This is a genomic window from Streptococcus sp. 27098_8_51 (assembly GCF_041432205.1).
Taxonomy (GTDB): Bacteria; Bacillota; Bacilli; order Lactobacillales; family Streptococcaceae; genus Streptococcus.
On sequence record NZ_JAPVZE010000015.1, the window covers coordinates 38,444 to 51,883 of the forward strand.

At 41.4% G+C, this 13,440-nt stretch carries 14 protein-coding genes and 1 pseudogene; 8 read left to right on the plus strand and 7 right to left on the minus strand.

The genetic code is table 11. The features are described 5' to 3' along the window. The first annotated feature begins 36 nt into the window (after nt 1-36). From O3622_RS08705 to radC, 3 genes are all read left to right on the plus strand, one after another. A complete protein-coding gene (locus O3622_RS08705; protein ID WP_084918336.1) occupies nt 37-1,707 on the plus strand; it encodes a formate--tetrahydrofolate ligase in 1,671 nt (556 codons plus the stop codon). A gap of 184 nt (nt 1,708-1,891) precedes the next feature. Then, nucleotides 1,892-4,183, plus strand: coding sequence for a DNA helicase PcrA (gene pcrA, locus O3622_RS08710; RefSeq protein WP_371607357.1), 2,292 nt, complete (start codon nt 1,892-1,894; stop codon nt 4,181-4,183). A gap of 42 nt (nt 4,184-4,225) precedes the next feature. Further along, nucleotides 4,226-4,906: a DNA repair protein RadC gene (gene radC, locus O3622_RS08715; protein WP_000286949.1), complete on the plus strand. Its 681-nt coding sequence runs from the start codon at nt 4,226-4,228 to the stop codon at nt 4,904-4,906. Here the strand turns inward: radC and O3622_RS08720 are convergent. From O3622_RS08720 to O3622_RS08750, 7 genes are all read right to left on the minus strand, one after another. Next, a complete protein-coding gene (locus O3622_RS08720) occupies nt 4,903-5,592 on the minus strand; it encodes a gamma-glutamyl-gamma-aminobutyrate hydrolase family protein (RefSeq protein ID WP_000743322.1) in 690 nt (229 codons plus the stop codon). The two genes, radC and O3622_RS08720, sit on opposite strands and share 4 nt — an antisense overlap. Before the next feature lie 15 nt (nt 5,593-5,607). Next, entirely contained in the window at nt 5,608-6,249 is a 642-nt protein-coding gene (locus tag O3622_RS08725) for a redox-sensing transcriptional repressor Rex (protein WP_000653408.1), read from the minus strand. 82 nt (nt 6,250-6,331) lie between these two features. Continuing rightward, nucleotides 6,332-6,547, minus strand: a complete 216-nt coding sequence (locus O3622_RS08730; RefSeq protein WP_000286094.1) for a DUF4649 family protein — start codon at nt 6,545-6,547, stop codon at nt 6,332-6,334. Between the two features lie 6 nt (nt 6,548-6,553). Beyond that, a complete protein-coding gene (locus O3622_RS08735; RefSeq protein WP_000863523.1) occupies nt 6,554-6,901 on the minus strand; it encodes a DUF1831 domain-containing protein in 348 nt (115 codons plus the stop codon). A gap of 4 nt (nt 6,902-6,905) precedes the next feature. Beyond that, the gene (locus O3622_RS08740; RefSeq protein ID WP_000639677.1) at nt 6,906-8,021 is read right to left on the minus strand and encodes a cysteine desulfurase family protein; all 1,116 of its coding nucleotides are present in this window, start codon (nt 8,019-8,021) and stop codon (nt 6,906-6,908) included. Nucleotides 8,022-8,030: 9 nt separating this feature from the next. Continuing rightward, nucleotides 8,031-8,990, minus strand: coding sequence for a ribose-phosphate diphosphokinase (locus O3622_RS08745; protein ID WP_001283843.1), 960 nt, complete (start codon nt 8,988-8,990; stop codon nt 8,031-8,033). Between the two features lie 111 nt (nt 8,991-9,101). Further along, a complete protein-coding gene (locus O3622_RS08750; RefSeq protein WP_000681304.1) occupies nt 9,102-9,671 on the minus strand; it encodes a CYTH domain-containing protein in 570 nt (189 codons plus the stop codon). A 128-nt stretch (nt 9,672-9,799) separates the two neighbouring features. Between O3622_RS08750 and O3622_RS08755 the strand changes: the two genes are divergently transcribed. The 5 genes and pseudogenes from O3622_RS08755 to O3622_RS08775 all read left to right on the plus strand — a co-directional run. Then, the gene (locus tag O3622_RS08755; RefSeq protein ID WP_000151547.1) at nt 9,800-10,471 is read left to right on the plus strand and encodes a GTP pyrophosphokinase family protein; all 672 of its coding nucleotides are present in this window, start codon (nt 9,800-9,802) and stop codon (nt 10,469-10,471) included. Then, nucleotides 10,455-11,273 (plus strand): NAD kinase, encoded by an 819-nt coding sequence (locus tag O3622_RS08760; protein WP_000799063.1) that lies wholly within the window; start codon nt 10,455-10,457, stop codon nt 11,271-11,273. Before O3622_RS08755 ends, O3622_RS08760 begins: the two co-directional genes overlap by 17 nt. Further along, nucleotides 11,270-12,166, plus strand: coding sequence for an RluA family pseudouridine synthase (locus O3622_RS08765; RefSeq protein ID WP_001210022.1), 897 nt, complete (start codon nt 11,270-11,272; stop codon nt 12,164-12,166). The genes O3622_RS08760 and O3622_RS08765 overlap by 4 nt, the downstream gene beginning before the upstream one ends. Nucleotides 12,167-12,209: 43 nt before the next feature. Continuing rightward, the gene (pta, locus tag O3622_RS08770; protein WP_000451560.1) at nt 12,210-13,184 is read left to right on the plus strand and encodes a phosphate acetyltransferase; all 975 of its coding nucleotides are present in this window, start codon (nt 12,210-12,212) and stop codon (nt 13,182-13,184) included. Nucleotides 13,185-13,266: 82 nt separating this feature from the next. Then, nucleotides 13,267-13,440, plus strand: a pseudogene (locus O3622_RS08775) (A/G-specific adenine glycosylase); the annotation flags it as partial.

Genomic DNA, 13,440 nt, shown 5'->3' on the forward strand with positions numbered 1-13,440 from the left:
AATGAATTATCACATTAGAGGTTAGAGGAGTTTTGAATGAAAACAGATATTGAAATCGCGCAGAGTATTGAGTTAAAACCAATCGTTGATGTTGTTGAGAAACTGGGTATTTCTTACGATGATTTGGAATTGTATGGAAAGTACAAGGCTAAACTCAGCTTTGATAAAATTCGTGCAGTTGAGAGCAATCCAGTTGGGAAATTGATCTTGGTTACTGCCATCAACCCAACACCTGCTGGTGAGGGGAAATCAACCATTACCATTGGTCTTGCGGATGCCTTGAACAAGATTGGTAAGAAAACCATGATTGCTATTCGCGAACCGTCTCTTGGCCCAGTAATGGGGATCAAGGGTGGTGCAGCCGGTGGTGGTTATGCCCAAGTGTTGCCAATGGAAGACATCAACCTTCACTTTACCGGGGATATGCATGCCATTACAACTGCTAACAACGCTCTTTCTGCCTTGATTGACAACCACTTACACCAAGGAAATGAGCTGGGAATCGACCAACGTCGTATTCTTTGGAAACGTGTTGTGGACTTGAATGACCGCGCTCTTCGTCATGTGACCGTTGGACTTGGCGGTCCTCTAAATGGTATTCCTCGTGAGGATGGTTTTGACATTACCGTAGCTTCCGAAATCATGGCTATTCTTTGCTTGGCGACGGATATTGAAGATTTGAAACGTCGTTTGGCGAATATCGTTATCGGATATCGCTATGACCGTACACCAGTTTCTGTTGGTGATTTGCAGGTTGAGGGTGCTTTAGCATTGATTTTGAAAGATGCTATCAAACCGAACTTGGTTCAGACAATTTACGGTACACCTGCCTTTGTACACGGTGGTCCATTTGCCAATATCGCTCATGGATGTAACTCTGTTTTGGCAACAAGCACAGCCCTTCGCTTGGCTGATTATACTGTTACTGAAGCTGGTTTTGGTGCGGACCTTGGTGCTGAGAAATTCCTTGACATTAAGACACCAAACTTGCCAACATCTCCAGATGCTGTTGTCATCGTTGCAACCCTTCGTGCCCTTAAGATGAATGGTGGTGTAGCTAAAGATGCTTTGACAGAGGAAAATGTAGAAGCAGTTCGCGCAGGTTTTGCTAACTTGAAACGCCACGTTGAAAATATTCGTAAGTTTGGTATTCCAGCAGTTGTTGCGATTAATGAATTTGTCACTGATACAGAGGCTGAAATCGCAGCCTTGAAAGAACTTTGTGCTTCTATTGATGTGCCAGTTGAACTAGCAAGTGTCTGGGCTGATGGGGCAGAAGGTGGTGTAGCACTTGCCGAAACACTTGTCAAGACAATCTCTGAAAATCTAGCCAACTATACTCGTCTTTATGACAACGATCTTTCTGTTCAAGAAAAGATTGAAAAGATTGTTACTGAAATCTACCGTGGTAGCAAAGTGAACTTTGAGAAGAAAGCTCAAACTCAAATTGCCCAAATCGTTCAGAATGGTTGGGACAAATTGCCAATCTGTATGGCGAAAACTCAGTACAGTTTCTCAGACAATCCAAATGCACTTGGAGCACCAGAAAACTTTGAAATTACCATTCGTGAATTGGTACCAAAATTAGGGGCAGGCTTCATCGTTGCCCTAACTGGTGATGTCATGACCATGCCAGGTCTTCCAAAACGTCCAGCCGCTCTTAATATGGATGTTGAAAGCGATGGAACCGTTCTAGGTTTGTTCTAGTATATTGTAATTGAATTAAAATGAGTTTGGAAATACTAACCAAGCTCATTTTCTTATCTAGATATGAGGCGTTGTCTTCAGCTGATGAAAGATTTACCTTCTAGACGCAACCAATCTAGGTAAAGATATTTTCCTCGATTTCTGATATAATAGAAACATTGACTTCAAGAGTAAGGAAGAGAAAATGAACGCATTATTGAATGGAATGAATGACCGTCAGGCAGAGGCGGTGCAAACGACAGAAGGGCCCTTGTTAATCATGGCTGGTGCTGGTTCTGGAAAGACTCGTGTTTTGACACACCGTATTGCTTATTTGATTGATGAAAAGATGGTCAATCCTTGGAATATCTTGGCCATTACCTTTACCAATAAGGCTGCGCGTGAGATGAAGGAGCGTGCCTATGGGCTCAATCCAGCTACTCAGGACTGTCTGATTGCGACCTTTCACTCCATGTGTGTTCGTATCCTGCGTCGCGATGCAGATCATATTGGCTACAACCGCAATTTTACCATAGTAGATCCCGGAGAACAGCGAACCCTCATGAAACGCATTCTCAAGCAGTTAAACTTGGATCCTAAAAAATGGAATGAACGGACCATTTTGGGAACCATTTCCAATGCTAAGAATGACCTGATTGATGATGTGGCTTATGCTGCTCAAGCTGGTGATATGTACACGCAAATCGTAGCTCAGTGTTATACAGCTTATCAAAAGGAGCTTCGTCAGTCTGAGTCCGTTGACTTTGATGATTTGATTATGCTGACCCTGCGTCTCTTTGATCAAAATCCTGACGTCTTGACCTACTATCAGCAGAAGTTCCAGTACATTCACGTTGATGAGTACCAAGATACCAACCATGCCCAGTACCAACTGGTCAAACTCTTGGCTTCACGCTTTAAAAATATCTGCGTAGTCGGTGATGCTGACCAGTCTATTTACGGTTGGCGTGGGGCTGATATGCAGAATATTTTGGATTTTGAGAAAGATTACCCTAACGCCAAGGTCGTTTTGTTAGAGGAGAATTATCGTTCAACCAAAACTATCCTTCAAGCTGCAAACGACGTCATCAAAAACAATAAAAATCGCCGTCCCAAGAATCTCTGGACCCAGAATGCGGATGGAGAGCAGATTATTTACTATCGCGCAAATGACGAACAAGATGAGGCTGTTTTTGTAGCCAAAACCATCGATGAACTTGGTCGCAGTCAAAACTTCCTTCATAAGGATTTTGCAGTTCTTTATCGGACTAATGCACAATCCCGTACCATTGAGGAAGCCTTGCTCAAGTCCAATATTCCTTATACTATGGTTGGAGGAACCAAGTTCTACAGCCGTAAGGAAATCCGTGATATTATCGCTTATCTTAACCTCATTGCCAATTTGAGTGATAATATCAGTTTTGAGCGCATTATCAACGAGCCTAAACGCGGAATTGGCCCAGGAACCGTTGAGAAAATTCGCGGCTTTGCTAATATGCAAGACATGTCTATGCTGGATGCTTCAGCCAATATCATGTTATCAGGAATCAAGGGGAAGGCAGCACAGTCAATTTGGGACTTTGCCAATATGATTTTGGATTTGCGAGAAAAACTGGATCAATTAACTATCACCGAGCTGGTTGAGGCTGTTCTAGAAAAAACAGGTTATATCGATATTCTCAATGCCCAAGCGACCTTAGAAAGCAAGGCTCGGGTTGAAAATATCGAGGAATTTCTATCTGTTACCAAGAATTTTGACGACAATCCTGATAGTCAAGAAGAGGAAACAGGTTTGGACAAACTCAGTCGTTTCTTGAATGACCTTGCCCTGATTGCGGATACGGACTCTGGTAGTCAGGAAACATCGGAAGTGACCTTGATGACCTTGCACGCAGCTAAGGGACTTGAGTTCCCAGTTGTCTTTATCATTGGGATGGAGGAAAATGTCTTTCCACTTAGCCGTGCAGCTGAGGATCCTGATGAACTGGAAGAAGAACGCCGTTTGGCCTATGTCGGTATTACACGCGCAGAAAAGATCCTTTATCTGACCAATGCTAACTCTCGCTTGCTTTTTGGGCGTACCAACTACAATCGTCCAACTCGTTTTATCAATGAAATTAGTTCGGACTTGATTGAATATCAAGGCTTGGCTCGTCCGGCGAATACTAGCTTTAAGGCATCTTATAGCAGTGGTGGAGTGGCCTTTGGTCAAGGTATGAGCCTAGCTCAGGCCCTTCAAGAACGGAAACGGAATGCTGCACCAAGCTCTATCCAGTCAAGTGGTCTTCCGTTTGGACAGTTAGCAGCCGGAAATAAAAAAGATTCAAGCGATACCAACTGGTCTATTGGGGATATTGCTCTCCACAAGAAGTGGGGAGAGGGAACTGTTCTGGAAGTCTCTGGTAGCGGTGATACTCAGGAGTTGAAAATCAATTTCCCAGAAGTGGGGCTGAAAAAACTCTTAGCCAGTGTAGCTCCAATTGAGAAAAAAATCTAATTTTCCATCCTTCTCACGAATAATAAAGTGAGGAGGATTTTTATGTACAGCATTTCATTCCAAGAAGATTCACTTTTGCCTAGAGAAAGACTGGTTAAAGAAGGAGTAGAGGCACTGAGCAATCAAGAATTGCTAGCAATTCTACTCAGAACCGGAACGCGTACGGCCAATGTTTTTGAAATTTCCCAGAGAGTCTTGAATAGTCTTAACAGTCTAACTGATCTGAAAAATATGACCCTGCAGGAATTGCAGAGTCTGTCTGGTATTGGACGGATTAAAGCCATTGAACTACAAGCAGTGATTGAACTGGGACACCGCATTCACAAACATGAAACCCTTGAGATGGAAAGTATTCTCAGTAGTCAAAAGCTAGCCAAGAAAATGCAACAGGAACTTGGCGACAAAAAACAAGAGCACCTAGTGGCGCTCTATCTCAATACTCAAAATCAAATCATCCATCAGCAAACTATTTTTATCGGATCTGCGACACGCAGCATTGCTGAACCGAGGGAAATTCTTCACTATGCCCTCAAGCATATGGCTACCTCCGTGATTCTCGTTCACAATCATCCATCTGGTGCAGTATCTCCTAGTCGAAACGACGATCATGTCACTAAGCTAGTCAAGGAAGCCTGCGAACTGATGGGTATCGTTTTCTTGGACCATCTGATTGTCTCTCACTCGGATTACTTTAGTTACCGTGAAAAGACGAATCTAATTTAGAGTTCATTAACAACATAGTCAAATAGCGTTTTATCTTTGGGGCGATTTTCAAAGAGAAATTCAGGATGCCATTGGACACCAAGATAAGGAAAACCGTCCGTAGTTGTCACAGCCTCGATAACTCCATCTTTAGGATCATGTGCTACAACCTTAAGATTTGAAGCTAAATCTTTAATGCTCTGGTGGTGGAAGGAGTTGATATGAGAGATTTCTCCATAGATCTCTCGGAGAATTGTATCAGGTTCCGTTACGAGGCGTTGTGTTGTGTATTCGGCTGAACAGTCCTGCCAATGATCCTCGATATCTTGGTGAAGCGTGCCTCCCATGGCGACATTGAAAAGTTGAGTACCCCGACAAACAGAGAAAATTGGTTTCTTCTGCTTAATCGCTTCTTTGATAAGTGCTAGTTCAAAAATATCTCTTTGAAGGTGGTAGTCATCACTATCAATAGCCTTTGGTTCACCATAGTATTTTGGATCAACATTTTGCCCACCCGTTAAGATGAGCTTATCAATGATACTGATGTAATGGGTAGCCATTTCTTGATCACCAATCGGTAGGATGATTGGAATTCCGCCAGCGTCCTTGACTCCTTCAACAAAGCCTTTTGCTGCATAGCTCATCATGATGTCATCATCTGGATGAGCTTTTTCATTTCCTGTAATCCCAATAACTGGTTTTTTCATAAATGCTTTCGCTTTCTAATCCTCTTTACGCATAAAATAGAGGAGGGTTTGGAGTTCGCTTGTCAAATCGACATACTGAACGACCACATCTTTTGGGAGGTGAAGGTGAACGGGGGAAAAGCTGAGAATACCTTTTATGCCTGCATCAACCAAAAGATTGGCAACTTCTTGTGATTTAATACTTGGAACTGTTAGGATAGCAGTTTTGACATCTGCTTCTTTGATTTTTTCTTTAATCTGTGAGATACCATAGATTGGAATCCCATCTGGTGTTTGACTTCCAACTTCTGGATGGTCATCTAGGTCAAAGGCCATGATAATTTTCATCTTGTTACGCTCGTGGAATCGGTAGTGGAGAAGGGCATGGCCCATATTTCCAATCCCAACCAGCATAACATTTGTAATTGAGTTATCATTTAGGAGATCCGCAAAAAAATTCATCAATTTTTTGACATCGTAACCAAAACCACGACGACCTAGTTCGCCAAAATAGGAAAAATCCCGACGAACTGTCGCAGAATCGATACCGATAGCCTCTGCAATTTGCTTGGAGTTGGCACGTTCGATTTTTTCTGCATGAAATCTCTTGAAAATTCGATAGTAAAGAGAGAGTCTTTTTGCTGTTGCTTTTGGAATAGCAGACTGTTTATCTTTCACAAAATCACAACCTTTCTATTCTTCTATTTTATAGAAACATTGTGAAAAAATCAACAAAAACAAGAAAAAACTAAGAAATTTCTTAGTTTTTATCTGAAAAATGAACTTGTGATAGAAAACGGTAGAGATCGCCAACCAATCCTTGATAAATCACCTTATCATTCAGCGTTAAGGAGCTGATTAGGAGAGTATCAGGTAGGGTCACACAGCCTGATAGAGATAACATAAGCTCTTCGTAATCCTTATATTCAAGTGTACGTTCTACGTGATAGTTATCTTGATAGGTAAGTCGATACATAGTCAATTATCTTTCTTCTTTAGTGAAGATACCGCGTTCTACTAAACTGTCCATGAGGAAGTAGAATTTTTCCTGATGAATGTGGTTGTCTTCTGATTTAAAGATATTAACCAAACGAAGGCCTGACTTGTCAGTGATGTTGAGTTTAGCACCTGTAAGGTCTTTGTTGATGATGATTTTTAGCTTGAAACCTTCACCGCTGTTGGGTACTTTCTCAAGCAAACGAGTCAGTTCGAAGTTTCCAACTTTTGTTTCAAAGAAAGTATTATCTTTCAGTGTGAACTTTTTGACAGTTGGGCTAAGTGTGTAGTCGTAGCGGCAGTTTTGTAGTTTAATGGTTTTTTCGAATGCCATTAGATTAATCTCCAATAATATTTTTTAAGGTTTGTGCGAGTTGTATCAGTTCATCCTCGGTGTTAAGAGGAGAGAGACTGATACGGACAGATTCTTTCAATCGATGTGAATCTGGTCCATAAAATGCTTCAAGTACATGACTGGTTTGCACAATACCAGCAGTACAAGCCGAACCGGTAGAAATTGAAATTCCTTCAAGATCTAACCGAAGTAAAAGTAAATCATTTTTCTGACCAGGAAAACCGATATTAAAAACATAAGGCAGTTGGTCTTGACTTTCATTGAGATAGTAGTCTAAATCGGAAATCTCTTTTAGAAAAATAGATTTAAGTGCGCTTAGTTTTTGGTAATGCTCAACTTGGTCATTCAAATCCTCTTTGAGAGCAGAGACCATACCTACAATGGCAGCGAGGTTTTCTGTTCCAGCCCGTTTCTTTTGTTCTTGGTCTCCACCGTGAAGGTAGGAATCAAAGTCCGCGGAAGAAGCATAAAGAAATCCGACTCCTTTTGGTCCATGGAATTTGTGGGCAGAAGCGCTGAGGAAATCAATTCCTAACTCCTCTGGATGGATAGGAATTTTCCCAATAGCTTGAACAGCATCTACATGATATGCAGCAGGATGATCTTTTAAAATACGTCCAATCTCAGCGATAGGTAAGAGACTTCCTGTTTCATTATTAGCATACATGGTGGAAACGAGGATGGTATCGTCACGTAAGGCTTCTTGAATTTGCTGGGCAGTTATTTCTTGATTTACTGGTTGGATGATAGTTGCTTCAAAACCAAAATGTTGAACCAGATAATCGATAGTCTCAAGCACAGAATGGTGTTCAATAGCTGTAGTAATGATATGTTTTCCACGTTCTTGATGACGGAGACAATAGCCGATAATGGCTGTATTGTTACTTTCTGTACCGCCAGATGTAAAAAAGATATGTTGAGGTTTGGTTCCTAGTAAGTGGGCTAAGTCTTGACGAGCTTCTCGCAAGAGTTTGCCAGCCTGCCGACCATGACTATGAATACTAGAAGGATTACCATGAGTTTCTTGCATGACCTTGGTCATTTCAGAAATAGCTACTGCTGACATAGGAGTTGTAGCAGCATTGTCCAAATAAATCAAAGAATCACCTTATTTCTTTTTGTTGTAAGCAAAGAGTGGGCTGACTGGTTTTCTTTCATGGATGCGGACGATAGCATCTCCGATTAATTCGCTAGCAGTAATGTAACATACATTTTCTGGAGTCCTTTCTTTGGTCGCTACTGAGTCTGTCACAAGGATTTCTTTGATGTTTGTAGCGTCAAGAAGGTCTGCTGCCCCTTCAACAAATAAACCGTGACTAGATACTGCATAAATCTCAGTTGCGCCTTCACGTTCAACGATTTTGGCTGCTTCAGAGAAAGTACGACCAGTATTTAGGATATCGTCAATCAAGATAGCCTTTTTGCCTTCAACATCCCCAATGATATAGCCTTCGTTACGATCAGAATCGTCTTGGGCGTAGTCAATGATAGCGATAGGAGCATCAAGGTATTCAGCCAAACTACGTGCACGTTTAACACCAGAGTTCTTTGGACTAACCACAACAACATCAGAACCAAGAAGCCCTTTATCACAGTAGTGCTTAGCAAATAGAGGAACAGTATAAAGATTGTCTACAGGAATGTCAAAGAAACCTTGGACCTGAACAGCGTGGAGGTCAAGCGTTAGAACACGGCTTACACCAGCTTTGACAAGCATATTGGCAACCAGTTTCGCAGTGAGGGGTTCGCGAGAAGAAGCGATACGATCCTGACGCGCATAACCAAAGTAAGGAAGGACAACGTTGATACTATGAGCACTTGCACGTACACAAGCATCAACCATGATTAACAACTCCATCAAGTGGTTGCTAACAGGGTAGCTGGTTGACTGGATGATGTAGACGTCGTAACCACGGACACTTTCTTCAATGTTGACCTGGATTTCGCCGTCAGAAAATTGTCGAGAGGATAATTTCCCGAGAGGTACACCAACTGTATCCGCAATCTTTTGAGCGATTTCATGGTTAGAGTTTAGGGTGAAAAGTTTCATGTTGTTTCTATCTGACATTATAGACCGTCCTCTGTAAACTTTGTGAATCTTCTTTGAGAAAGTTTTGTTTTTCAAAGCCAGATTCTTTTATTTTTATCTTTTCTATTTTACCAAAAAAAGGAGATTATTTCAGCTTTTTTTCATGCTTTTAATAAAACGAATTAATTTTGAAGGAGCTTTCTGATAGGTTATCTGATTTTCATCTAAAAATCTCTGAAAATCTTCTTTCCCTTTTTCATGGTCGGTGACTTCAAGTTCGAGTTCATAGTCCGTCTGGTCAAAGTATTGACTTTCATCTAAGGCCATTAAGCCAATCTCAGTTTTCATTTCATAACGAAGGGTGGAAAGGCAACCTAGAACAAGCCAGTCATGGCTTTCGATGCCAATCTTAGAGAGCTTCTCTAGAACGAGACCTGGAGGTAGTTTTGGTTTTTCTAGGTACGATTCAGCTTCTGGAAGAGTTAGTTTCTGGTTGTATTCCATATTTCCTACAGTTTGAGGCACTTTTAAGGTCAATTCCGCCCAATCTGCAAAAGTGCGAATGCGCATGGCAACCTTCTTTTCACGCAATTGGAAATCTGGTGTGTCAATGTAGTAGTTCTTCTGAAGAACGGGTTGGATATGGGAAAACTGTTTTTTTAGATGATCATATTCCTCTTTTTTCAGAAGTGTTTTCAATTCTATTTCTAAATGTTTCATTTTTTCAACCTTTTCTATATCTTTGAAAGCGATTTATGGTATAATGGACAATGTATTTATTGTATACGAATGTACTGAAAAAATCAAAGATTTTCGACAGAGCAATCAAACATTACAAGGGAGAAAGTATGACCATAGAATGGGAAGATTTTTTAGATCCTTACATTCAGGCTGTTGGTGAATTGAAGATTAAACTTCGGGGGATTCGCAAACAGTATCGTAAGCAAAACAAGCATTCTCCGATTGAGTTTGTAACGGGTCGTGTCAAACCGATTGAAAGTATCAAAGAAAAAATGGCTCGTCGAGGAATAACTTATGCAAGTCTAGAACACGATCTGCAAGACATTGCTGGTTTACGTGTCATGGTTCAGTTTGTTGATGACGTTAAAGAGGTAGTTGAGATTCTACGTAAACGCCAAGATATGAGAATCGTTCAGGAACGAGATTATATCACTCATCGTAAGGCTTCGGGCTATCGTTCTTATCACGTGGTTGTCGAATACACGGTTGATACGATCAACGGGGCGAAGACGATTTTGGCGGAGATACAAATACGGACTTTGGCCATGAATTTCTGGGCTACGATTGAACACTCACTCAATTATAAGTATCAGGGTGATTTTCCAGAAGAAATCAGAAAAAGACTGGAAATCACAGCGAAAATAGCCTATCAACTGGATGAAGAAATGGGTAAGATTCGTGATGATATCCAGGAAGCGCAGGCTCTCTTTGATCCATTGAGCAGAAAACTAAACGATGGTGTAGGAAATAGTGACGATACAGATGAAGAATACAGGTAAACGAGTTGACCTCATAGCAAATAGAAAACCACAGAGTCAGAAGGTTTTGCATGAGCTAAGGGAAAAACTAAAGAAACAACATTTTATACTGAACGATACCAATCCCGATATCGTCATTTCCATTGGTGGTGACGGGATGCTTTTGTCTGCCTTTCACAAGTATGAGAATCAGTTAGACAAGGTTCGATTTGTAGGTGTTCATACAGGGCATTTGGGTTTTTACACAGATTATCGTGATTTTGAGCTGGATCAATTGGTGACCAATCTTTTACTAGATACTGGAGCCAAAGTTTCTTATCCAGTCTTGAATGTTAAGGTAACGCTTGAAAATGGAGAGGTGAAAATCTTCCGTGCTTTAAATGAAGCGAGTATCCGTCGATCAGACCGCACCATGGTTGCGGATATCATCATTAACCATGTTCCGTTTGAGAGATTTCGTGGAGATGGAGTGACTGTTTCAACGCCGACGGGAAGTACCGCCTACAACAAATCCTTGGGTGGAGCTGTCTTACATCCTACCATTGAAGCCTTGCAGTTGACGGAAATAGCAAGCCTTAATAATAGAGTCTATCGCACTTTGGGATCATCGATCATTATTCCCAAAAAAGATAAGATTGAACTTTTGCCGACACGCAATGATTACCATACGATATCAGTCGATAACAGCGTCTATTCCTTCCGTAATATCGAACGGATAGAGTATCAAATCGACCATCACAAGATTCACTTCGTAGCGACTCCAAGCCACACTAGTTTCTGGAATCGTGTCAAAGATGCCTTCATCGGCGAGGTGGATGAATGAGGTTCGAATTTCTCGCAGATGAGCACGTCAAAGTCAAAACATTCCTCAAGAAACATGAGGTTTCTAAGGGACTTTTGGCTAAGATTAAGTTTCGAGGTGGGGCTATTCTGGTCAATGGCCAACCTCAAAATGCGACTTATCTCTTAGATATTGGAGACAGGGTAACTATTGACATTCCAGCGGAGGAAGGGTTTGAGAGTCTTGAAACAATTGAGCGTCCACTGGATATTCTCTATGAGGATGATCATTTTCTGGTTTTGAATAAACCTTATGGAGTAGCTTCCATCCCCAGTGTCAATCATTCCAATACCATTGCGAATTTTATCAAGGGCTATTATGTCAAGCAAAACTATGAAAACCAGCAAGTTCACATCGTGACTAGGCTTGATAGAGATACATCTGGTTTGATGCTTTTTGCCAAGCACGGCTACGCTCATGCACGTTTAGACAAGCAACTGCAACGAAAGTTTATCGAAAAAAGGTATTTTGCACTTGTTAAAGGAGATGGTGTCTTGGAGCCAGAGGGGGAGATTATTGCCCCGATTGCGCGTGATGAAGATTCCATTATCACAAGGCGGGTTGCCAAAGGTGGGAAATACGCTCATACGTCTTACAAAGTTGTAGCGTCTTATGGAAATATTCACCTAGTCGATATTCGCCTGCATACTGGACGAACTCATCAGATACGAGTGCATTTTTCCCATATTGGCTTTCCTTTGTTGGGAGACGATTTGTATGGTGGTAGTCTGGATGACGGTATCCAACGTCAGGCTCTGCATTGTCATTATTTATCTTTTTATCATCCTTTTCTAGAGCACGATTTGCAACTAGAAAGCCCCTTACCGGATGATTTCAGCAATCTTATTACTCAGTTATCAACTAATACTCTTTAAAAACTATTTGGAGTATAATTTATTTTCTTAAAGGAGAAAACTCATGGAAGTTTTTGAAAATCTCAAAGCCAACCTGGTTGGCAAAAATGCTCGTATCGTTCTCCCTGAAGGGGAAGAGCCACGTATTCTTCAAGCAACAAAACGCTTGGTAAAAGAAACAGAAGTAATCCCTGTTTTGCTTGGAAACCCTGAAAAAATTAAAATTTATCTCGAAATCGAAGGGATCATGGATGGTTATGAAGTCATTGACCCTCAACACTATCCTCGATTTGAAGAAATGGTTGCTGCTTTAGTAGAGCGTCGTAAGGGCAAAATGACTGAAGAAGAAGCGCGCAAAGTTTTGGTTGAAGATGTCAACTACTTTGGTGTGATGCTAGTCTACTTGGGCTTGGTTGACGGTATGGTATCTGGTGCGATTCACTCAACTGCCTCAACAGTTCGCCCAGCCCTACAAATCATCAAAACTCGTCCAAACGTAACTCGTACTTCAGGTGCCTTCCTTATGGTACGTGGTACAGAACGTTACCTATTTGGAGACTGTGCCATTAACATCAATCCAGATGCAGAAGCCTTGGCTGAAATCGCGATCAATTCAGCAATCACAGCTAAGATGTTTGGTATTGAACCTAAAATTGCTATGCTAAGCTATTCTACTAAAGGTTCAGGATTTGGTGAAAGTGTTGATAAGGTCGTAGAAGCAACTAAAATTGCTCACGACTTGCGTCCCGACCTTGAGATTGATGGGGAGTTGCAATTTGACGCTGCCTTTGTTCCTGAAACTGCAGCTCTAAAAGCTCCAGGAAGTAACGTAGCTGGTCAAGCAAATGTTTTTGTCTTCCCAGGTATCGAAGCCGGAAATATTGGGTACAAGATGGCAGAACGTCTCGGTGGTTTTGCGGCTGTAGGACCTGTTTTGCAAGGTTTGAACAAACCTGTTAACGACCTTTCTCGTGGATGTAATGCAGATGATGTGTACAAGTTGACCCTTATCACAGCAGCTCAAGCAGTTCATCAATAAGATTTAGTCCTCTTTCCCATGGGAAGAGGCTTTTTAGTACTGAGAGAAGGACAGTTAGAGTCTTCTGTGTTATACTAGAGATATGTTAGATTTGAAAGAATATGGTATCGTCATGTGGCCGGAGGAGAAGATTATTTCTTTTCGTGAAAAACTCCTCAATTGGTATGATGAAAACAAGCGAGATTTACCTTGGAGGAGAAGTAAAAATCCTTATCACATCTGGGTATCTGAAATCATGCTCCAGCAGACTAGAGTG